The sequence below is a fragment of the Paenibacillus sp. MMS20-IR301 genome (genome assembly GCF_032302195.1).
Taxonomy (GTDB): Bacteria; Bacillota; Bacilli; order Paenibacillales; family Paenibacillaceae; genus Paenibacillus_AQ.
This window is the reverse complement of the sequence record NZ_CP135275.1, coordinates 5443152-5465629: the sequence shown is the minus strand read 5'-3', so window position 1 is coordinate 5465629 and position 22478 is coordinate 5443152. Positions and strand designations below refer to the sequence as shown.

The 22478-nt window shown below is 52.4% G+C and carries 20 protein-coding genes; 14 read left to right on the top strand and 6 right to left on the bottom strand.

Annotation, left to right across the window (positions count from 1 at the left end; translation table 11 throughout):
• Positions 1 to 186: 186 nt before the first annotated feature.
• Positions 187 to 1050 carry a Cof-type HAD-IIB family hydrolase gene (locus LOS79_RS23265; RefSeq protein ID WP_315412687.1) on the bottom strand — a complete coding sequence of 288 codons (864 nt, stop codon included), beginning with the start codon at positions 1048 to 1050 and terminating at the stop codon, positions 187 to 189.
• Positions 1051 to 1289: 239 nt separating this feature from the next.
• Between LOS79_RS23265 and LOS79_RS23260 the strand changes: the two genes are divergently transcribed.
• Positions 1290 to 2531 (top strand): DUF445 domain-containing protein, encoded by a 1242-nt coding sequence (locus LOS79_RS23260; protein WP_315412685.1) that lies wholly within the window; start codon positions 1290 to 1292, stop codon positions 2529 to 2531.
• A gap of 136 nt (positions 2532 to 2667) precedes the next feature.
• On the opposite strand, the gene LOS79_RS23255 is transcribed toward LOS79_RS23260, so the two are convergent.
• The 3 genes from LOS79_RS23255 to LOS79_RS23245 form a co-directional block, all read right to left on the bottom strand.
• The gene (locus LOS79_RS23255; protein ID WP_315412684.1) at positions 2668 to 2994 is read right to left on the bottom strand and encodes a P-II family nitrogen regulator; all 327 of its coding nucleotides are present in this window, start codon (positions 2992 to 2994) and stop codon (positions 2668 to 2670) included.
• Positions 2995 to 3262: 268 nt separating this feature from the next.
• Entirely contained in the window at positions 3263 to 4366 is a 1104-nt protein-coding gene (locus tag LOS79_RS23250; RefSeq protein WP_315412682.1) for a glycosyltransferase family 4 protein, read from the bottom strand.
• Between the two features lie 84 nt (positions 4367 to 4450).
• Positions 4451 to 5269, bottom strand: a complete 819-nt coding sequence (locus tag LOS79_RS23245) for a hypothetical protein (protein WP_315412681.1) — start codon at positions 5267 to 5269, stop codon at positions 4451 to 4453.
• Between the two features lie 301 nt (positions 5270 to 5570).
• On the opposite strand from LOS79_RS23245, the gene LOS79_RS23240 reads away from it, so the two are divergent.
• The 3 genes from LOS79_RS23240 to pulA all read left to right on the top strand — a co-directional run bounded on the left by LOS79_RS23240 (position 5571) and on the right by pulA (position 11492).
• Positions 5571 to 8705, top strand: coding sequence for a PAS domain-containing protein (locus tag LOS79_RS23240; protein ID WP_315412680.1), 3135 nt, complete (start codon positions 5571 to 5573; stop codon positions 8703 to 8705).
• Positions 8702 to 9334, top strand: a complete 633-nt coding sequence (locus tag LOS79_RS23235) for a C39 family peptidase (RefSeq protein ID WP_315412678.1) — start codon at positions 8702 to 8704, stop codon at positions 9332 to 9334. Before LOS79_RS23240 ends, LOS79_RS23235 begins: the two co-directional genes overlap by 4 nt.
• 202 nt (positions 9335 to 9536) lie before the next feature.
• On the top strand, positions 9537 to 11492 hold the full coding sequence (gene pulA, locus LOS79_RS23230; RefSeq protein WP_315412676.1) for a type I pullulanase: 1956 nt from the start codon (positions 9537 to 9539) through the stop codon (positions 11490 to 11492).
• 96 nt (positions 11493 to 11588) lie between these two features.
• Here the strand turns inward: pulA and LOS79_RS23225 are convergent, their stop codons facing one another.
• On the bottom strand, positions 11589 to 11843 hold the full coding sequence (locus LOS79_RS23225; protein ID WP_315412675.1) for a helix-turn-helix domain-containing protein: 255 nt from the start codon (positions 11841 to 11843) through the stop codon (positions 11589 to 11591).
• Positions 11840 to 12442 (bottom strand): sigma factor-like helix-turn-helix DNA-binding protein, encoded by a 603-nt coding sequence (locus LOS79_RS23220; RefSeq protein ID WP_315412674.1) that lies wholly within the window; start codon positions 12440 to 12442, stop codon positions 11840 to 11842. The genes LOS79_RS23225 and LOS79_RS23220 overlap by 4 nt, the downstream gene beginning before the upstream one ends.
• A 346-nt stretch (positions 12443 to 12788) precedes the next feature.
• Here LOS79_RS23220 and LOS79_RS23215 point away from each other — a divergent pair, with 346 nt between their 5' ends.
• From LOS79_RS23215 to LOS79_RS23170, 10 genes are all read left to right on the top strand, one after another.
• Positions 12789 to 13541, top strand: a complete 753-nt coding sequence (locus LOS79_RS23215) for a peptidoglycan-binding protein (protein WP_315412672.1) — start codon at positions 12789 to 12791, stop codon at positions 13539 to 13541.
• 102 nt (positions 13542 to 13643) lie between these two features.
• The gene (locus LOS79_RS23210) at positions 13644 to 14318 is read left to right on the top strand and encodes a type IV pilus assembly protein FimV (RefSeq protein ID WP_315412671.1); all 675 of its coding nucleotides are present in this window, start codon (positions 13644 to 13646) and stop codon (positions 14316 to 14318) included.
• A 186-nt stretch (positions 14319 to 14504) separates the two neighbouring features.
• The gene (locus LOS79_RS23205; protein ID WP_315412669.1) at positions 14505 to 14831 is read left to right on the top strand and encodes a PadR family transcriptional regulator; all 327 of its coding nucleotides are present in this window, start codon (positions 14505 to 14507) and stop codon (positions 14829 to 14831) included.
• Positions 14832 to 14836: 5 nt separating this feature from the next.
• Positions 14837 to 15841, top strand: coding sequence for a permease prefix domain 1-containing protein (locus LOS79_RS23200; RefSeq protein ID WP_315412667.1), 1005 nt, complete (start codon positions 14837 to 14839; stop codon positions 15839 to 15841).
• A 217-nt stretch (positions 15842 to 16058) separates the two neighbouring features.
• Positions 16059 to 17543: a glutamate synthase subunit beta gene (locus LOS79_RS23195; protein WP_315412665.1), complete on the top strand. Its 1485-nt coding sequence runs from the start codon at positions 16059 to 16061 to the stop codon at positions 17541 to 17543.
• A 181-nt stretch (positions 17544 to 17724) separates the two neighbouring features.
• Complete coding sequence (yfcE, locus tag LOS79_RS23190) at positions 17725 to 18267, top strand: phosphodiesterase (protein ID WP_315412664.1); 543 nt, start codon at positions 17725 to 17727, stop codon at positions 18265 to 18267.
• Positions 18268 to 18416: 149 nt separating this feature from the next.
• Complete coding sequence (locus tag LOS79_RS23185; RefSeq protein ID WP_315412662.1) at positions 18417 to 19445, top strand: agmatine deiminase family protein; 1029 nt, start codon at positions 18417 to 18419, stop codon at positions 19443 to 19445.
• A 312-nt stretch (positions 19446 to 19757) separates the two neighbouring features.
• Positions 19758 to 20633 carry an N-carbamoylputrescine amidase gene (aguB, locus tag LOS79_RS23180; RefSeq protein WP_315412661.1) on the top strand — a complete coding sequence of 292 codons (876 nt, stop codon included), beginning with the start codon at positions 19758 to 19760 and terminating at the stop codon, positions 20631 to 20633.
• Positions 20634 to 20890: 257 nt separating this feature from the next.
• Entirely contained in the window at positions 20891 to 21706 is an 816-nt protein-coding gene (locus tag LOS79_RS23175) for a basic amino acid ABC transporter substrate-binding protein (RefSeq protein ID WP_315412659.1), read from the top strand.
• Between the two features lie 115 nt (positions 21707 to 21821).
• Entirely contained in the window at positions 21822 to 22469 is a 648-nt protein-coding gene (locus LOS79_RS23170; protein ID WP_315412657.1) for an amino acid ABC transporter permease, read from the top strand.
• Positions 22470 to 22478 lie beyond the last annotated feature (9 nt).

The following is a 22478-nucleotide window of genomic DNA, read 5'->3' as shown; positions in this document are numbered from 1 at the left end:
CGTTGTTTATTCCTGTATTGCAGACATTGACCACAACCGAGAGCCTGATAGTTATCATAATGCTCGCCATAAACCTTGGAGGTATACTCTTGTGTTGTCTCGGGCGCTCCGAAACCAGCCGCCGCTGATAAGAACAGCCTTCCTGTGAGGGCTGTTCTTTATTTAATAGAAGATTGTATATAAGAGTTACTGTTTATCCAGCAGATGCCGGATTCCTGCAGCGACACCATGCTCCTTATGGTTTAGCGTAATAAAGTCGGCAGTTTCCTTCAGAATCGGAGCCGCATTCTCCATAGCAATCCGGTAGCCGGCCATTTCGAACATCGGCAGGTCATTGTAGCTGTCGCCCATCACGGCAATTTGTGCAGCGGGGATGCCGTAATGCTTGGCAACCATGGCAACGCCGGTGCCTTTGTTGGCATTTTTATGGTTGATTTCGATATTGCTGCTATGAGAGGCGGTAATAATCAGGCCGGGGATGGCGGAGAATCGCAGGGAGGCTTCTTTCAGCAGCTCACGGTTCAGTGAGAAGACCAGCGTTTTATAAATCAGGTTATCCTCTTTACTCCAGATTTCCTCCATATTCTCCACATAGGATACGGCAGCCTGCTGGAACTGCATTTCAACCATTGCCTTCAGCAGCCAGCGGAATTCTTCCTCCACCTCATCCTCATTCAGCGTTGCCAGCTTTTCCATCTCGACCCGCTTGTTAAGCTCAACATATACATTATCTTTCGTATACACCTCATAATATAATCCGGGAACCTCATTCATCCAGAGCAGCGCCGGAATAATATCTTCTTTGTTCATGGGTATGCTCGCCGCCAGTGTCTGATCAGGCAAGGTTACCAGTGCACCGTTCAGACTGACAACCGGGCAGTTCAGGCCAGCCAGCCGCAGCTGCCGCTCAGCATCCATGTAAGAGCGGCCGGTAGCGATGATAACAATATGGCCCAGGCTCTGCGCGTGCAGGATAGCTTCTTTATTCTCCGGACTGATCTGGCCCTCTTCGTTCAAAGTAGTTCCGTCCATGTCGAGTGCAATCAGCATGTTAGTATTCTCCTGTTCTGTATGTCATGTAATGATCCCCAATAAGTTCTGTTACACTTTGATAGTATCTTATCATTGTTTTTGTGAAATTTAAAAATGATATTTTCATCCATTTTCAGTTATGAGCTCTGGAAACCGGTGCATTCCGCCTGAAGATTTTCAGAAAGAAGTGCTCCCGTGGTACAATGAAATGTAGAAAAATGGCTTACGGTTCGATATGTTAGGGGGACAAAAAAATTATGAAATCGAGAAATTTAGCTACAATATCACTTGCCGTCATGGCTTGCGGCTTCCTGTTCACCCTGTTTCTGCCGGAGAATCTGGCGGTTATTCTGCTCCGCGGGGGCTTCGAGGCCGGCCTGGTCGGGGGGATTGCAGACTGGTTTGCGGTGACCGCACTGTTCCGTCATCCTTTGGGCCTGAGGATTCCGCATACTTCGCTGCTGCTGAAGAACCGGGATAAGCTTATTCAGTCTTTGATCTCCGCGATGGAGAATGAGCTGCTGAACAAGAAGAGCATTGAGAATAAACTGCGCTCATTCAACATTGTTTCTATGGGGGCTGTAATGCTGACCCGCTTCTTTTCCAGAAGAAAAGCAAGAACGGAAATGCTGGAGCAGCTCAAGGAGCTGGTGCTGCGGCTGCCCGTAGAGCAGGCTGTGCCTTATCTTCAATCTGCTGCCGCCGGCTATCTGCGTGAAGCGGATCTTGGAGGTGCTGCTGACCGGATTGCGACCAGCCTGATGAATGACGGCAAGGATATCGCAGCGCTCGACTATGCGCTGGAGGGGATCTCTAACTGGAGCGGCCGCCCGGAAACCCGGGCCATGCTGGGGAAGATCGCCAGTGAGAAGCTGGCTGAGGTGAAGCTTGGCGGGCTGAAGGGGATGGCCTTTCAGGCGTTTGTCGGCTTCGTTGATGCCGATATGCTGGGTGAAATGCTGCAGGGCATGGTGCAGTCCGGAATCCGTGATTTCCGTGAAGAAGACAGCCCTTACCGTGAGCAGATCATCCGGGAGATCCGTGTGGCACTATTCCAGCTGGTTAAGGATGAAGAGAAGATGGCCAGCCTCAAGAATTGGGCGCTGAATGAGCTTCAAGGGGAGGCCGCAGCAGAATTTTTGCAGCAGCAGCTGGAGAGTCTGCGCGGCAAGGCGGTGCTGATGCTGGAGGAGGATAAGGCCAGAGGCGGCCGCAGGCTGTTCCGGATATACAGCGGGCTGGTCCGGCGGATCAGCCAAGAGCAGGAGTGGATCCACAGCTGGGAAGACCGGATCCGTACTACACTGATCAGCTTCGTAGAGGCGAACCATTACCGGATAGGCCGGCTGGTCAAGGAGAATCTGGATCAGATGGATGATGCCGCACTCGTAAGTATGCTGGAGGAGAAGGTAGGCAAGGACCTGCAGTGGATCAGGGTTAATGGTGCGGTCTGCGGCTTCGTTGTGGGGCTGGCGCTTACACTTATTCAGATGATCTGATATTCATAGTCTCCCGCCTGAGAACAGGGAGAACAAATATAGCAGCAAGGCGAACCCAGGGGCCCGTGAAGACCGGCGGCTGGGGAATGCCTTGCTGCTTCTTTCTTGGATATGGACAGGCAGAAGGAAGGGCTGCCTACAGCTGGTTTTTGCCGTTGCTGATTGTGTAGGCCTCTTGTACAGGCAGGATGAAAATTTTACCGTCACCGAATGAGCCATGTTCGCCTGTTCTGGCCGTGCGCATAATAATGCTGATGACATCCTCCTTCTCGTCGTCCTGGACTACTATCATCAGCAGCTTCTTGGAGATTTGATTATAATGATTGGTTCCGACCTGAATCCCTTTTTGTTTGCCGCGGCCGAGCAGATCCATCTTGCTGATGGAGGGGAAGCCGGCAAGCAGCAGCTCGGACATGACTTCGTCTGCTTTCTCAGGTCTTACGATGGCTTTGATCATTAACATAATGATGCACCCTTTCTACAGCGGATAATGTGTTGTAGGGGTTGCCAATGTCCTGGTGATGTAAAGTGCTGTGCGATTATTTGATGGCAACGCTTACAATTTAAGTATATTATTCGCTGCAGCGGGTTCCTGCGAGATGAGTCACAAAATTCATACTACACTTTGTCGCAACTACTTATTCGTTGCAGGAAAGCTGCGTCGCAACTACTTAATCGTTGCAGGGCAGCTGAGGGCCGGAGGAGCGGCAGCGGCTCCGGGTCTCCTCCGTTCATTGCGGTGCCAGCTTCAGATAAAGGTTCTCCAGCAGCTCTGCCGTATGCTGCCATTCGAACATCTGCAGCGCATCAGTCCGGCCCTGCAGGCCGATCCTGGCTGCAAGTGAGGGGCTGCGGCCGATCTGCAGCATACGTCTCGCGAACGGAACCGGGCTGCGGTACTGCTTCACCAGGTAGCCGTTCTGGCCGGAGGTGATAATCTCCCGGATGCCGCCGTTGCTGGAGGCGATGACGGGCAGTCCGGTCGCCATGGCCTCGACGTTCACGAGGCCGAAGGATTCATGCCGCTGGGAGGGACAAATGAAGCAGTCGGCACTCTGGTACAGGCTGTGAATATCCTCGTGCGGAATACTGCCGAGGAAGGATACGCGCACGCCCAGCCGGCGGGCGAGCAATTTCAGCCGCCGTATATAAGGCGGCTTCCCCCCGCCCGCAATCAGCAGCCGGGCGGGCATTTGCCGGTTCAGCCGGTGCATCGCCCGGATGAGCACGGGTACACCCTTGCGCGGAATGACCCGGCCCACGAAGAGGACCGTGAAGTCTGGAGCAAGGCCGTACTTCGCGCGCAGGCGGGCTTTCTCCTGCGGCTGCACCGGGACGAAGCGCGACAGGTCCGCGCCCAGCGGCACGACGCGGAGCCTGCTGTGGAGTCCGGGGAACCGCCGTGCCAGCCGCTGCTGCAGGGAGCGGCTATTGGCCGCAACCGCATCTGCCAGGGCAAGGCTGGCGGCAATCCTGGACCCCGGCGGCACAAAAGTCAGGGAATGAAGGAATAGCAGCACAGGGGTTGCCGGGTGCTGCCGCTTGACAGCGGCCAGCAGCAGCGGCCGGTTATCGACCTGGATAATATCAAACGGCTCTGCCGCTCCAAGGTAGCTTAGAACGGAGTCGCGGTACCGCAGCGGCGTTCCGGACGGCAGCCGGATGATTCTGACTTGCTCCGCTTCGTCCGTAGCAGGAAGTCCGGATGTACTCCGGCTTATTATGGTAACCTGGTGCCTCCGGGCCAGCCGGCGGGCGATATTCCAGATGCAGATTTCCACAGAACCGTCCCCGGGAACCGGGAACTGCTCCGGGGCAATGATGCAGATGCGCATAGACAGCCTCCTCCCGCTGCAAAATGCAGGTGTCCTTTTACCATATGCGCTCAGGTATGCAGAAGATACAGGACCGGCAGAGCTTCAGCTGCCGATCTCTTTACGGGTGGCCGCGATGATTCCGGCAATTCTCTGCTCATATTCGATAATCTTCTGCTTGCTGGCTGCAATTTGCCGGTAAGTGGCGTTCATTGCAGACAAGGACTGTCCGGCAGGAACGGGATTCTGCTTGCGGATGGCTGCTTTGAAATCGCTCCAATCTGCGCTGAGCCGTTTGTTCAGTGCAGAAGCTGCGCTTTTCTGAGACTTGATAGAGATTTGCGGGCTTTCAATACCGGCCAGCGTCTTACGTGCAGAGGCGATTCTTCGGGCACGGGTTTCCTTGGCGGACTTAAGCAGTGCTTCCTTGTCACGTATCTCCTGGCGGGCGGCCTGTACCATCAGCTTCATGGCCTCCGACTGGAGCTTCAGCACGGAGTTCAGCGTCTTGTCCTTCAGGCCTTTGAGCAGGGAAATCCGTTTGTTCAGTGCACTGTACTGGTCGAATAGCGGCTGATAACGCTCCTTAGTACTGGTGACGGAGGCAGTCAGCCGGTTTATAGAGTCCTGATCGATATTCTTGATTGCCTCGCGGACAGCCGTGAGATTCAGGGTGTTATCGTCATGAAGCTTTCTGATCTGTACTTCCCGGCTGTCGTATTCGGCAGACAGCGCGGTTAATTCGGTGTACTGGCTCTTTAGCCGTGCTCTGGCCGTACTGTCTGCTGTAGCTGCCGTCAGATCGAAAGATGTCTGGATTGAAGAAGTAAATACCGTTGCAGCTGCAGCTGCAGAAGCGGCTGGTACGGCCAGGGCAATCAGCAGCGATAACAGCAGGATACCGGGCTTGTACAGGTTCTTCATTTCAATTCCTCCTCTTGTTTCCATAAACCCTGATCACACAAAAAAAAACACCCGCATAAAGGCCAACAGGCCTCTATTACGGGTGCTTCCAGCGTAATGAGTCACGGATATATAATTACTTTTTAATATAGGGCGTGCTGCTAAATCCGTCAATATTTGCAATTTAATTTTTATTACCCTAAATCGGCCTCTGCGTTTCATTCCTTGTTCATCTTATCGTATACTGTGAGGATAGAAGGACAGGAAATGACAACAGAGAGTCCGCAGAATTGCCGGCTCGAGATGAAGGAGGCCTTATGTTATGGGGAACTTGGCAAAGAATGACAGTATTCTGGATCAGGCATTCCTGATGTCTCCGGCGGGGATAGCCGTGCTTTCGCCTGAAGGGAACAACTGGGTTAAGGTTAACCCTGCTTTTTGCAATCTGCTTAGCTGCAGCGAAGCTGAATTTCTTGCAGGCGCCTTATTCGGGGCAGGCCGTACCAGCCAGGACGAACACAATGGCCTTACTTTACACACAATCATGGAGGAGCTCTTACTCTTGAAGGGGCAGCCGCTTCTGAAGGAGCAGCGGTTTGCAGGCAGCGGCGGATATCCGTTCTGGCTGTCCCTTACCTTTGTTCCGGCTGAAGCAGGGCAAGAGAATTCTATTATTATTGTATATGCACAGGATGTTACTGACCGCAAAATTGCGGACCAGCTGACTGTAGACAGCCGTGATTTGTACAATTTATTTATAAAAGATGACCAGAGCATGATCTCCTTCTCCCAGCCGGACGGGACACTCAGCTTTATTTCCCCCTCCTCGCTGCCGCTTATCGGTTATCTTCCTGAGGAGATGATCGGAAGAAACCGGGCGGATTTCTACCATCCGGGTGATATTGAAGGAATCAGCAGCTCAAGCGGCCTGCTCAGGAAGATTGCGTACAGCCGGCGGCTGCGCCACAAGGAAGGGCATTATCTCTGGTTTGAGATGTCTTTCCATGAGATTCGTGACGAAGACGGTGACATTACCCGGATTATGGGCATCGGGCGTAATGTAACCGGGCGCAAGCTGAATGAGGAAGCACTGGCTTCAGCACAGCGGGTGGCTAAGATAGGCTCATGGAGCTGGGATTTAATTAAAGGCAAGCTGGCCTTCTCGGAAGAGCTGCGGCGCATCCTGCAAAATGCCGTCGGGGCAAATAATGTGGAATATGATGCATTCCTGTCGCTTGTCCACCCTGAGGATCTGCCGCTGCTGCAGGCTGCTGTGAAACGTGCCGTAGGCAAAGGCGAGTCCGGCGATACTGCTTACCGGCTGATCTTGCCGCAAGGGGATATCGTCGCAGTGCATATCCAGTGGGATGTAAACTTCGGACCCGAAGGCCGGCCGGTGCAGCTGATCGGGATGATGCAGGATACCACTGAGCGGATGAAAATGGAACAGCTGCTGCGGGACAGTGAGCGCAACTTCAGGCTGATGTCGGAGAATTCACTCGATCTGATATCCCGTCATGCCGTTAAAGACAGCCTCTTCCTGTACTGCTCACCGGCCAGCCGCTCTCTGCTCGGGTATGCGCCGGAGGAGATGATCGGTACCAGCGCCTACCACTATCTGCATCCTGATGATCTGAAGATGATGAGGCAAGTCATGGAAGAAAGCGAGCTCTCCGGGTTTATTCCGCCGGTCGCCTACCGCTACCGCCACAAGAATGGGCACTACATCTGGTTTGAAACGAACAGCCGTTATATTTTTGACGAGCAGGGCCGGGTGGTTGAGATTATAGCGGTCGGCCGGAACATCACCGAGCGCAAAGAGTTCGAATCGAAGCTGCAGGAGAGTGAGCAGCGCTACAAATCGTTATTTGAATACAACCCTTCAGCCGTTTATTCCATGAGCTTGCAGGGTGATTATCTGACGGCCAATGCGAACCTGGAGAAGCTGAGCGGGTATTCACTGGAAGAGCTGCTGGGCCACCATTACGGACCGCTGGTCGCAGAGAAGGATGCTGCGAAGACGCTCCATCATTTTAGCCTGGCCAGTCAAGGTAAGCCGCAGAGCTATGATCTGACGCTGATTCATAAAGACGGTCATCCGGTGGAGGTGAACACCACTAATATTCCTATCATAGTGGACAAGCGGGTGGTAGGGGTATACGGAATCTCCCGTGATATTACGGAATATAGGCGGCATACCGAGCAGATAGAGAAGCTGAGCAATGATTACACGCTGATTTTGAATGCAGTCTCCGAAGGTATCTTCGGCCTCGATATCGAGGGCAGGGTGACCTTCATTAATCCGGCCGGTGCACAGATGCTGGGCTTCCAATATGATGAAATCTCCGGCCATCCTTATCTGGACCATCTGCAGCAGACCGCGCTTGACGGCATCCATTACCGTCCGGGAGAATCACCGCTGATGCAGGCCGTCCGGGCCGGGAGATCCCAGCGGAACAAGGATGCTGTGTTGTGGCGCAAGGACGGTTCCAGCTTCCTGGCGGAGTACCAGGTAACCCCGTTACTGGATAAGGGCGAGCGCAAGGGGGCAGTCGTTGTTTTTCGTGATATTACAGATGAGAAGGAGATTATCCGGGCGAAGGAGCTGGCTGAGAAGGCAGATCAGGCCAAATCAGAGTTTCTTGCCATTATGAGCCACGAGCTGCGGACGCCGATGAACGGAATCATGGGCATGACCGATCTGCTGGCTGAGACAGAGCTGGATGAGGAGCAGCGGGGATATGCCGAGATTATCAAGGACAGCAGTACCGCGCTGTTATATATTCTGAATGAAATTCTGGATTTCAGTAAGATTGAAGCCGGAAAAATGACCCTGATGAACGAGCCTGTCAGCCTCGGGGAGCTGCTGGAAAGTGTGACGGAGCTGTTCAGGCCCAAAGCCTGGGAGAAAAATATCGGGCTGTCCTGTGAGAGGGCTGCGGATGTGCCTGAGCAGATTATGGGGGATGCCGCCCGTCTGCGGCAGGTGCTGGTCAATCTTGTCAGCAACGCGGTCAAATTCACCGCGGCCGGGCAGGTCATCATCTCACTGGATACGGAATATTGCCGGGACCGCAGGAAGCTGACGCTGAAATTCAGCGTCAAGGATACGGGGATCGGCATCCCGCCGGAGAAGCAGCCGCTGCTGTTCCAGTCCTTCTCCCAGCTGCATCCGTCCATTAACCGTCTTTATGGCGGTACCGGCCTTGGTCTTGCAATCTGCAAACGGCTGGTAGAGCTGATGGGCGGAGCCATTGCCGTAGAGAGTGTGGAAGGGGAAGGCTCGGAGTTCTATTTCACCCTGCCCATCGATATCGACACGGACCCTGAGGGCAGCCGGGAGGAACCGGCTGCTTCCGCCGGGGTCCGGCCGTTGCCGGACCGTCCGGCAGATCAGGGACAGCCTGGAGAGATTGGACAGGTGCTGCGCCTGTGCCGGCGGAGAGTATCCTCGTGAGCCGGGACCGGTTCAGCCGGGTGCTGAAGGCGGAGCCTTATACACAGTGGGAGGCAGGGGTAGAGGCTTCCTCTTCTGCCTGCGGTCCGGCGACAATGGCGGCATTAATGGAATATTGGCATACGCGGAAGGGAAGGCTGTTTATCCGGGGGAACAGTCACTTTGATTCCAAGGCGGCGCATATTAACTACATATATACCCATCATGGGGGGACGCCCTGGGGGATGAGTGTCGGCGGCTTCATCCGGGGCCTGCGGGCCTACATCCGCGAGGCTGCCCCGCGCGGAGCAGACAAGTCCGGGCTGCTTGCGGTATCCTCATTTAATGATGCCGGGCGTTACCGGTCGGAGATTGATGCGGGGCGCCCCGTAGCGCTCAAATTTGATAAATGGTTCAGCTTCCGCTGGCGGGGGAAATATGTGTTTGATTATCATTGGGTACTGGGCATCGGTTATGAGGATAATCGTGACGGAACACTCATGCTGATCGTCCACGACAACGGAATCCGCCATAAAGGCCGCGGATATACACCGGGCAGGGAACGGAGAATTCCCTATGCACCGAATCAGCCTATTCTGACGATGGTGGCTGTTCATATTGCACAGCTGCCGGAGCCGGGAACCAGGTGACTTTCGGGCGGCTGAACGGGGAGTATTTGGAAGCTCTCAGGCCTTCACAGAAGCTTTGCTCTGGCCGCACTGAAGAATTCAAACGTTTGCACTTAAGGCGGCAGCCAAGATAGAATTCACTTACAAGCTGTATGAATTTGATGTAACTCCCTGTGCATACAGCCGTATATTTAACTAAAGGGTATAAAGGAGGCGGGTTGCCTTGTCTGTACAAAAGGAAATGCAGGAACCGATCTATTATGGTGATCCGGCGGCCACCAGCGGCATCTCGGTATTCGACCGGAGCTTTGATGAGCTGTTCAGCTATGACGGCAATGATCTCGGCTTAAGCTACTCGCCGTCCGGTTCAGCCTTCTGCCTGTGGGCACCTACTGCGCAGGAAGCGGAGCTCGTGCTCTATCCTTCCTGGCAGGAAGCACCGGGCCGGAGGGTTCCGATGATCCGCGATGTCCGGGGAACATGGAGAGTTACGGTTCCCGGCGATCTGGACGGAAAGTTCTATACGTACCGTGTACGGATTGGCAGTCTTTGGAATGAAGCCGTTGACCCGTATGCCCGTGCGGTCGGTGTGAATGGAGACAGAGGGGCCATTCTGGATTTACGTAAGACTGATCCTGTACGCTGGACAGCGGACAAACCGCCGTTGGCCGAGCCGGTAGATGCGGTTATCTATGAGCTTCATTTGCGTGATTTGTCCATGCATCCTGCGAGCGGTATTACTCATAGAGGACAATATCTGGGGCTTGCCGAGAGCGGTACGCGCGGTCCCGGAGGAATTCCGACCGGGCTGGATCATATTGCTGCGCTTGGTGTAACTCATGTCCAGCTGCTGCCTGTATACGATTATGCTACGGAGAGCGTGGATGAGACACGGCTGGATCAGCCGCACTATAACTGGGGCTATGACCCGAAGAACTATAATGTTCCCGAAGGATCTTATGCTACAGACCCTTACGTGCCGGGCCTGCGTATCACTGAGCTGAAAACCATGATTCAAGCGCTGCATGACCGCGGCCTGCGTGTAATTATGGATGTGGTATACAATCATGTCTATGACGGGTTCCGGGTGAATTTCACCAAGCTGGTTCCCGGATATTATCTGCGGTACAAAGAGGACGGCCGTCTCTCTAACGGCTCCGGCTGCGGTAACGACACTGCTTCGCAGCGGGCGATGATGTCCCGGTTCATTGTAGAGTCGGTGCTCTACTGGGCGGAGGAATATCATCTCGACGGCTTCCGCTTCGATCTGATGGGCCTGCTGGATATCAGTACGATGACCGAAATCCGCCGCCGTCTGGATCAGCTTGATCCTTCACTCCTGACAATAGGGGAAGGCTGGATGATGGATACGGCACTGGCTGAGGATCTCCGGGCGAATCAGAGTCATGCCAATGAGCTGCCGGGCATCGGCCATTTCAATGACGGGTACCGTGATGCCATTAAAGGGAATATCTTTCTGCATGACCAGAAGGGCTTTATCAGCGGCGGCATCGGCTTTGAACGGAATGTAAAGGTTGGAATTGCCGGAGGAATCTATTACAGTCCGGGCCTGGGACAGTATGCACAGGAGCCGGAGCAAAGTGTCAACTATGTAGAATGCCATGACAACCATACATTATGGGATAAGCTGCTGCTGTCGGCTGAAGGGACAACAGATGAACAGCGCCGGGCTATGCACCACCTGGCATCGGCGATGCTTCTGACCAGCCAGGGAATTCCTTTCATTCATGCCGGGCAGGAGTTCCTGCGCACCAAGCACGGACTTGAGAACAGCTATAAGTCACCAGTCGAAGACAACTGGCTGGACTGGGAGCGCTGTGCGGAGCAGGCTGGTTCCGTAGATTATATGAAGCGGCTGATAGCACTGAGGGCGGAACATCCGGCTTTCCGGCTGAGAACCGCTGAGGAGATCCGCGACAGGCTGATCTTTGAGGAGGCTCCTGCCCGCGCGGTGGCCTTCACTCTCCGGGACCATGCCGGCGGAGATGCTGCAGAGCACTTGTATGTTCTATACAATGCCAATCCGCAAGGCGCGGTTGTTGAACTGCCGCTGCTGGGGGCATGGACGGTGCTCTTCGGCGGAGAGCAGATAGGGCGGCTGGACAGCAGTATTTTGGCAGCTAAAGGGGTAGGGATGGTAGTGTTGGCAGTTCTGTAAACAAAGCAAAGCTGATAAGCAGAAGAAGACCGGGAAGCTTCCAGAGGGAGGCTCCCGGTTTTTTTAGGTGTATATGGAAATGACTGAGAAGGTTATCTACGTATCTTTATACAGCATACCGCAGAAGGAAGAGTAATCCGGAGCAGAGTTTAACGGGTAATTCATAATCTTTTTTATTAACATTTCAGTGAGGTCCTGCTCCAGATCATCCCGCTCATTCACGGAGGCTGTACAGGCGACCCTCTGGATAAACGGCTTGAAACGGTTAAGGATTTGCTGCAGGGCTTCCCGGTCCCCGGCCTGTGCCTTTACAACCATAGTCAACAGTAGTTCTTCCGCGTTTGTTTTCATTGGGCATGCAACCTGGTGCGGAGATTCCTTAACGCTTTATTGCGGTTATTGCCGACAGCCTGGGGACTAATGTCAAGCATCTCTGCAATCTCACGGTCCCGGTAACAGAGGCCGTAACGAAGCTTAATTATGGTTTGCTGGCGGGAGGTAAGGGCTGCGTATGATTCTGCTAATTTGTCGTTGTTAATGGAATGGATGAAGTCCGGTGAGCAGGTGTTGAAGTCTTCTTCGGGTAAAGTGTGCTGTCTGCTTATTAAAATATCTCCTAAAGTTTGTTCCCCCTCCTCAGAACCGGACTGATCAAAAATCAGCAGATTACGCTTTCTGTATTTGTGATTTTGGCGCATCCGGCCTATAGCATGAAATTTTATAATAGAGTCTATAAAACTGGTGAAACGGAATTCAAAATAATAGCCTCTGAATGCTGCTTCAAGCTGTCTGCCGGCTTGCGAACTGCCCTTCAGGCCTCGCTCTAGTAGCTTCCGGTGGATTTCTGAATCGAAAAAAGACTGAATGATTTTGTCCTTAAATAATATAGGATGATTCTGTTTATATTCTTGAAATAGCTTTAGCGGTTTTTCATTTGCTATGGAATGCATTGTGGTCCCTCCTGTCCAGCTCTTTAGTTATTGGATGTAAATTATTACTAGTTTGATACTTTATACGCCCTGCCTTGCCGACTTTTGGGTGAATTCCTCCGGAGAATTCATTGAAACGCTTGTATTAGTTTTGATTTTATTCCATTTTAAACCATGTGCCGACTGCTCAAGGACTGAATTTGAACGGATAATGGCAGGGTTTTGGATGAAGAACCGGATAACTTTCAGCGCGGTTGTTTTTTGATCGTTTTCTTTCACTTTGTATAGAGTAACGATAATTAAGACGCAGGGTCCGGGAGCCTGTGATCTTAATCCCGGCGTTAACACAAGGAAGGAATGATCGTACATGGCGGCAGGGCACAACAATGTTGCAGCTGTAGGTACAGCACAATCGAATTCACTATATGGAACTAATTTTCTGGGGTCGTATAGCCAGGGGACATCCCACGCCCAGGTAGCAGTTCTTAAAGCAAACTTAAGGCAATACCGGAGCATTACACCTTCTTATTTGTGGACAAGCACTCCTTCTCTGGACGGGAATACGAGCAATTCGTTTGATGCAGCGACAACTGCCAACCTTAAAGTATTCCAGAGCAATTCAGGTTTGACTGCAGATGGAGGTTATGGCGCTGCTTCGCGTAATGCAATGCATACTTCTATCGGCGTCTCGCCCAAAGGCTGGGTCCGGATCTTCAAGTCAACGCCTGGTTACGTTAACTATAATGACACTGCTAACGGAATTGCGGCTGATGCAATGTATAAGCTGGACCATGCATGGTGCACGAGCAGCTGCCGGGATACGTTATACAGCATCGGATACTCTTTCTATTCCGCTTACAGCAAATTGATTGAGGTCAATGACGGAAGCCTGATGGACGGAGCAGATACACCTGAGCACAGCACCCATCAATCCGGCAGGGAAGTCGATATCAGAAATGCTGGACTGACTGCAGCAGAAGCCAAGAAATTTTTGGAGATTTGCGTAGCCAACTCTAATATCAGCAGAGTTATATACTATACGAACCATGGTTTAACCTCTAATAAAATCTACATCCGTGCAGATCATTCGGATCATTTCCATATTGATACGGTTAATTAATATAAACAGAACCCGGGCAGTGCTGCCCGGGTTCTGTTTGTAAATGTATTACAATAAAAGGTAAAATAGTGGTAGGTTTAAAGAAGCAAAAAGGAGGCAATCATGCGCATACCCGTTAGAATCTGCAGTATACTGCCGCTCATCGTCCTTATCAGCTGTTCCGGACAGCCCGCCCCGGCCGGAACAGCAGCATCTTCCATACCTGCATTTACTTCTACGCCGGTTCCGTCCGCAGAAGCTCCGGATACCGCTCCGCAGCCAACGGAAAGGGTACAGCCCGGGCAAACCGCAACCGCAATTCCTAAAGTTAAGCTGATTAAGGATTTAACCGGCTCTGCAGAGCAGAGAACGCTGCTCATCCAAGGGCAAGAATATCCCTCAACCTTTGTGGAAATTGACATGCACCCTTATGGTTTTTTTATCCCGGATACGATGCAGGAATTTGACTATGAAGACGGCTCGGAGCTTGGGCTGAATAAGTCGGAATTTATTGCACTGAGTGAAGTAAGCCGTCTGGCAAACCCTGATAATTTGCAGGAGTCGCTGAAGTTTGGCGGAGACGTTCTTTTTCAGGATAAGGATCTGATGCAGTATGAAGAATATGTCGGCAGTGCGGGTGACGGCGGTGACGGCAGGCGGGTGGACGGTTTTGTGTTTAAGCATGATGATACGCCGGATATGCTGATGTATTTCATGTATTTCAACAGAAATAAGGAAGCGGTGCTTCCGGTCTTTCTGGAGGTGGCCGGCAACATCCGGTATCTTGGGCAGCAGTAAAGCTGGTTATTTATCCATTTATATTCAGAGCATATTCCCTTAGCATAGAACCGGGCCGACTGAGCGCCTGGTTTTTTGCTTTTTTCAAATAAATAACAATATGGGTGAAAACTACTTCACCTGTCGTAGTAGTTGTGCTACAATGGACATAATTACTACGACAGATGAAGTACAGGAGGCATTCTATTGATCAGCAGTGACGTTATCAGGGGGTACAACGATACGATGATTCTCTACATGCTTCTGGATGGAGAATCCTACGGCTACGAGATCTCCAAGAATATACGGAAGCTATCCGAGGAGAAGTACGTTATGAAGGAGACCACGCTCTATTCCGCATTTACGAGGCTGGAGAAGAACGGGTATATCGATTCCTTTTATCTGGATGAGACCTTCGGCAAAAGGCGTACCTATTACCGCATCACTCCGCTGGGGCTGGCCTATTACCGCAGCAAATGTGAGGAATGGCAGGTCACACAGGAAGTTATCAACCAATTCATTAAGGAGCTGTGATGAACGTGGAAACAATTATCGGATATCTGAATACTATGTTTGCTTCGCTGCCGGGGACGCAGCAGATGCAGAAGCTGAAGCAGGAGCTGCTTGGCCATATGGAGGAGAAGTACCATGAGCTGAAGCACGAAGGTAAATCGGAGAACGAGGCGGTGGGGATCGTCATTTCGGAATTCGGCAATATTGATGAGCTGATCAGTGAGCTCGGAATCGAACCCGCAAGCGCGAAGAACGGGATTAACCGTACAGAGGAGCTACTCCCTCCCCTCCGGGTGCTGACCGGCTTTGAGACTGAAGAATTTATTGCGGCCAAAACAAGAGCAGGCCTGCTCGTGGGACTGGGTGTGGCGCTGTGCATGATAGGTACTGCCCTGCTTATTCTGATTACAAGCCTTGCGGAGAACGGATTCATGAGGTCCTATATTTCAGAGGATGCACTGGGCGTGTTCGGGGTGGTGACACTGCTGGTGCTGCTGGTCCCCGCCATTGCAATGTTTATCTACAGCGGCATGAAGATGGAAAAGTATAAATTCATCCAGTCCGGCTTCAGCCTTCCGCATCATCTGCAGGCGGAAATTGAGCAGAAGCAGTCCTCATTTGCCGCCACGTATACACTGTCGCTTATTACAGGAGTCGGATTATGTATTCTTTCAACTGTTGCCATTTTTGTGGCTTCAGCCTTTGGCGATACCGCTTCCACGTATGGAATAGTGGTTCTGCTGGCTGTTGTGGCTGTAGCGGTCTTCCTCTTCGTCTATTACGGTAATATCCGGGGAGCGTATCAACTGCTGCTGAAGACCGGAGAATTCACTGACGCGAAGAAAGAGGAGAACCGGGTTATCGGTGCCGTGGCTGCAATTGTCTGGCCGCTCGTAACCTGTATCTTCCTTATCAGCGGGCTGGTATATAATCAGTGGCAGATCAACTGGATTCTGTTTCCTGTAACGGGGATTTTGTTCGGGGTATTCAGCGCCGCCTACAATATTCTTAAGGGGAAAGACGCCGCCTGAGTTCTGTGTCCGTTCTGTTTGCTGCAAAAGGTGACATTGCTCATGTTCGCACCCTGCGGATAGATGATAATATGGAGGCAATGCTTCGCTGCTTTACAGTGACAGAATAGCAGTCCGGCGACAGAAGAGTGTGTCTCTTGTTGGAGCTGAATGTGGGCATAAATGCCGCTTTAAGCAGTTTCGGCGGCCAATCAGAGAGACTCGGAGGATGACAGGGATGGGTAAAGCAACCGGATTTTTGGAATATCAGCGGCGGACGCCTGCGGAATGCGAGCCGCTTGAACGGATTAAGAACTGGAATGAATTTTCGGTGCCGCTGGAGGAGGAGCAGCTGCGTGAGCAGGCTGCCCGCTGTATGGATTGCGGAACACCGTTCTGCCATGTAGGACGTATGTTATCCGGGATGGCCAGCGGCTGCCCGCTGCACAATCTGATTCCGGAATGGAATGACATGGTCTACCGCGATAACTGGCAGGTTGCGCTGAAGCGCCTGCACAAAACCAATAACTTCCCTGAATTCACAGGGCGTGTCTGTCCTTCCCCGTGTGAAGGGGCTTGTACTGTAGGGAAGAACGGAAACCCGGTTACCATTAAATCAATTGAGAAGGCAATTGTCGATAGAGGGTTCGCGGAAGGCTGGATTGTTCCTGAGCCGCCGCTCACCCGCACTGGTAAAAAAGTTGCAGTCGTAGGCTCCGGTCCGGCCGGGCTTGCCTGTGCTGCACAGCTTAATAAAGCCGGACACAGTGTAACCGTCTATGAGCGGGCCGACCGGATCGGCGGCCTGCTTACCTACGGTATTCCCAATATGAAGCTGGATAAGAAGAAGGTGCAGCGCCGGGTCGATCTGCTGGCTGCTGAAGGCATTACCTTCGTAACCGGAACCGAAATCGGCCGGGATATCCCGGCGCAGCAGCTGAAGGATGAGCATGATGCAGTAGTGCTCTGCGGCGGCTCAACCCAAGCCCGCGACCTTCCGCTGGAAGGCCGCGGACTGCAGGGTATTCATCAGGCGATGGAGTTCCTGACCATGAATACGAAGAGCCTGCTGGATTCCGGGCTTGCTGACGGGGAATATCTGTCCGCTGCAGGCAAGGATGTTGTGGTTATCGGCGGCGGCGATACCGGTACAGACTGTGTGGCCACCTCGATCCGCCACGGCTGCCGCAGCGTGATCCAGCTGGAGATTATGCCGCAGTCGCCGCTCACCCGGCAGCCGGGCAACCCTTGGCCGGAATGGCCGAAGGTGTTGAAGGTAGACTACGGGCAGCAGGAGGCGGCTTCTCTATATGAAGCAGATCCGCGCCGCTATCTGGTTAATACCAAACGCTTCATCGGCGATGCTGAGGGGCATGTGCAGGAGCTGCACACGGTACGTATCGAATGGAAGCGGACCGAAGACGGACGGATGATTCCTGTGGAAGTGCCGGGCAGCGAAGAGATTATTAAGGCGCAGCTTGTGCTGCTCGCCCTTGGCTTCACCGGAGCGGAAGAAGCGGTGCCGGGACAACTCGGTGTAGAGCGTGACGAGCGCTCGAACGTGAAGGCTGAGTTCGGTGCGCAGGCGACGAATGTGGAAGGTGTCTTCGCCGCAGGCGACATGCGCCGCGGACAGAGCCTTGTGGTCTGGGCGATTCACGAAGGCCGTCAGGCCGCCCGTGAGGTGGACCGCTTCCTGATGGGCTCGTCTAATCTGCCTTAAGGTTGGTTACAGATTGGTGCAGGGCGCCCCGCCGGGGCGTCCTGCTTTGCGTTAGCCGGTCCGCGGCATATACAATAGATATAATGTGAAATGAATCCTGAAGCCGGCTTGTTCTTGATGGGTTGCCGGCAGAAGTGAGCTTCTTATAGGGTAAGCTACATAATGGAGAGGAAGAGCAAAGATGAAACTGATGTTTATTTCCGATATCCACGGGTCGTTGCACTGGCTGGAGCAGGCCTTGGCGAAGGCGGAGGAAGAGCAGCCGCACACGCTGGTTATTCTCGGGGATTTCCTGTATCATGGCCCCCGGAATCCGCTGCCGGAAGGCTATGATCCGCAAGGGGTCGCCGACAGGCTGAATGCTTACGGCAAATCGCTTGTGGCTGTCAGAGGCAATTGCGATGCCGAGGTAGACCAGATGCTGCTGCAGTTCCCGATGATGGGTGACTATGTGCTGATTCTTCACGAAGGCCGGAAGATATATGCCACACATGGGCACGGATTCAGCATCGACCAGCTGCCGGCGCTGTCGCCGCAGGATGTGTTCATCCAGGGGCATACGCATCTGCCGTTAGCGGATGTGAAAGAGGGGATATTTGTCCTCAACCCCGGCTCGATCTCCCTGCCGAAAGAGAATAACCCGAACTCTTACGGAATTCTGGAGAACGGGGAATTCAGCATTAAGGACTTCGCCGGTAATATCATTAAACAGATCAGGCTATAATCAGATGCCTCACCCTGTAGTCCCTCTGGATATTTCCAGAGGGATTATTGCTGTACGGCAATTGAGCGCACCGGCATATTATTGTATGATGGGTGAGGAGCTGCGGGTCTTAGGCCGCTTCAAATATAAATAGCAGAGGTAGTTAAACGATGAATCCACAAGATTTACACTATACAATGCCGGCGGAATGGGCCCGGCATGAACGGACCTTCATATCCTGGCCAGTGCAGGAATCGATGGTCCACCCGGACAATCATGAATCTGTAAGTGCCGGATATGCCGAGATTATTCAGGCGATTGCCGAATTCGAGCCGGTGAGCGTGGTAGTTAATCCCGATGACATGGACACGGTAGAGAAGCTGAATCTGGGGGCTAATGTAACGCTGCTGCCTATCTTGCATAACGATGCCTGGCTGCGCGATAACGGGCCAACCTTCGTTGTTGGCGAAGACGGCAGCCTGGCCGGCGTGAACTGGAAATTTAATGCCTGGGGCGGTAAATATTCGCCTTGGGATCTGGATGATGCGGTCGCCCCGCAAATTCTGGAGCTGCACAGAACCGCCAGAATGGATGCACCGCTTGTCATGGAAGGCGGCTCTATCCATAGCGACGGGGAAGGTACGCTGCTGACCACGGAAGAGTGCCTGCTGAATCCGAACCGTAATCCGGAGCTGAGCCGGGAAGAGATTGCCGGCTATGTGCAGCAATATACCGGCACTGAGTCCGTGATCTGGCTGAAGCGCGGCCTAAGCGGGGACGAAACTGACGGTCATGTCGACAATATCGCCTGCTTTGCTGCCCCGGGCAAGGTAATTATCCAGGTCTGCGAGGACCCGCAGGATGAGAACTATGCCATTACCTGGGAGAACCTCTCTATCCTTGAGCAGGCGGTGGATGCCAAGGGCCGGCGGCTTGAGATTATCAAGATTCAGCAGCCGCCCCGTGTGGATGCTGAAGACAGCCGGCTGACTCTGAGTTACCTGAACTTCTATTTCGTGAACGGCGGCATCATCCTGCCGGTATTCGGCGGAACAGCGGCTGAGACGGACAAGCTGGCGGAAGAGACGCTCGCCGGGCTGTTCCCGGACCGCAGAATCCGCACGGTGAACGGAATGGCCGTGATTGGTGAAGGCGGGAATGTGCACTGCACGACCCAGCAGATGCCTGCAGTGAAGTAACGCGTAGAATACACCCGGCAGATGCCCGTGGCTAGCAGAAGTATAAATAAGTGGGAAAAAGGCATCTATTAATGGGGAAATGCAGATATATAGGGATTTAATTGGATAAACGACACTTAATTTTACTTAAATCTGCCGAACGTAAGGATACGGGCCGAATTAAGTGCCATAAATCCAACTGTTATCAGGTATATAAGGTTGGATGGGCGAATTAAGTGCTATAAATCCAACTATTGCCCGGGGCTTCCGCTGAGTATTCTATTCGAAGCAAATCCGCAGGCTGGGCACATAACACTTTTAGGAGGTAGACTATTGAGATTAGTAAAAGTAGCCGCAACACAGATGAGCTGTTCCGGCGATATAGATGAGAATATCCGCAAGGCGGAGATGCTGGTAAGAGAGGCAGCAGCCCAAGGCGCGCAGATTATTCTGCTGCAGGAGCTGTTTGAGACACCTTATTTCTGCCAGAAGGAGAAGTCCGATTATTACGCCTATGCCACAGAGCTTGAGCAGAATAAGGCGGTGAACCATTTCAAGGCTATTGCGAAGGAACTGGAAGTCGTGCTGCCGATCAGCTTTTATGAGAAGAAGAATTATGCGCGTTACAACTCGCTGGCGGTAATTGATGCTGACGGAACAGTGCTCGGTAAGTACCGCAAGAGCCACATTCCGGACGGCCCTGGCTATGAAGAGAAATTCTACTTCAATCCGGGGGATACCGGCTTCAAGGTGTGGAATACCCGTTATGCCAAAATCGGCGTCGGCATCTGCTGGGATCAGTGGTATCCGGAAGCCGCGCGGGTAATGAGCCTGATGGGCGCTGAAATTCTGTTCTATCCGACTGCCATCGGTTCAGAGCCGCAGGACGGATCGATCGACTCCAAGGATCACTGGCAGACCTGCATGCTGGGGCATGCGGCCGCTAACCTGATTCCTGTCGTGGCTTCCAACCGGATTGGCGAGGAGCTGGATGAGGATTCCAGCATTAACTTCTACGGCTCTTCGTTCATTGCCGGCCCGCAGGGCAACAAAGTTGCCGAAGCGGGGCGTGATGAGCAGACTGTGCTGGTCAGCGAATTCGATCTCGATGCCCTTGAGGTGGGACGGATCGAGTGGGGAATCTTCCGCGACCGCCGTCCGGAGCTGTACCGGCTGATTGCTTCATATGACGGGGATCTGACGTTCTGAGCCCCATCTAATCGAATAACGATACTAATTAAGCAGCCGGAAGGCTGCCGTGGGAGATGAGGCTCCTCCGGCGGCACTCCGGCTGTTTTTTTGCGGATAAAATTCAAAGTATCCTAAATATAACCGCAGGAAATGTTACAATACATTGATAACATGTGAAGTTACATAACATATTGAGGAAAAGTTAATTGTCACCATCGCTTTAATCTGTTAAAATCTCTTTAAGTTATTTTACAAATAAGTGGGGGGATTGGAACATGGGAATCAGAAAAAAATGGGTGATGTCAGGTATAGTAGCATTTTTAGTGCTGGCAATAGCCGGCTGCGGTTCGGATAATAACGCTGGAAGCGGCGAAGCATCGGGAGAAGTGATCAAGTTCGCCAGCGATGCGAGCTATGCGCCTATGGAGTATATGGATACGGATACCATCAAGGGCTTTGATATTGATTTCATCAAGGCGGTTATGAAGGAAGCAGGTATTGATTACACTGTGACGAACACAGGCTGGGATACGATGCTGACCAGTGTGCAGCAGGGGACGGAGTACCAGGCCGGCATCTCTTCGGTATCCATTACAGATGAACGCAAGGAAACTTATGACTATTCCATCCCTTATTTCGAATCCACCAACATGATTATGGTTAAGGAAGGCAGCGATATTAAGTCTGCTCTGGATTTGAAGGATAAGAAGGTTGCCGTTCAGGCAGCAACTACTGCGGATGATCTGATGAGCGGCATTATGGGAATCGACAACGGCAATCTGAAGCGGTTCGACAGCAATGCGGTAGCGCTGATGGAGCTGAACGGCGGCGGTGCGGATGCGGTGGTTGCGGATATCGCAATTGTGAATGAATATATCAAGAACAATCCGAATGAGAAGCTGACGGGTATTATCGACAAGGAGAATTTCGGTTCCGAGTATTACGGCATCCTCTACCCTAAGGGCAGCGAGTGGAAGGCTAAGCTTGATCCGGCGATCAAGACCATCATTGAGAACGGCGAATATGCCAAAATCTATAAGGAATGGTTCGGCGAGGAGCCGGACACACAGGTACTGCTGAACGCAGAGTAAGCGGAGTGGAGCAACAATTAAGCATGCGTAATGATTGCTATTGCGCATGCTTCTTTTTTTGAAACACATAAGAAAGATAGAGAAAGCTATAAGCAGAAGAGAAGGGAAGAGTTCTATGGATTTCAGATTTGACATCATTGTTCATTATTTGCCGGTTTTGCTTAAGGGAACGCTGTTTACTATAGGTGTATCACTTGTTTCCATTCTATGCGGCTCCATTCTGGGCCTGGTTATCGGTTTCGGTAAAATGGCGCCCAGATGGTATTTCCGCTGGCCGTTTCATGCGTATATCAACATCTTCCGCGGAACACCGCTATATGTGCAGATTCTGATTGTTCATTTCGGCCTGATTCCTTTGTTCTATGGAAAAACCTATGCGCTGATGAGCGCATTCGTAGCATTATCACTCAATTCCGCAGCCTATTCCGCTGAGATCTTCCGCGCCGGAATCCAGTCCATTGACCCGGGACAGCGGGAGGCTGCCTTATCGCTCGGTATGACCAGATGGCAGGCCATGCGGTTTATTATTCTGCCCCAGGCAATTAAACGGATGGTTCCGGCGTTCGGGAATGAATTCATCGTCCTTGTTAAGGATTCCTCGCTGCTGGCGCTGATTGCCGCCCCCGAAATTATGTATTGGAGCAACACGATGAAGGGGCAGTATCTGCGGATCTGGGAGCCTTATCTGACCGCTGCACTGATCTATTTTATCCTGACCTATTCCCTGAGCAAGCTGCTTAATTATATTGAACGGAAGGTGTAACCCTTATGG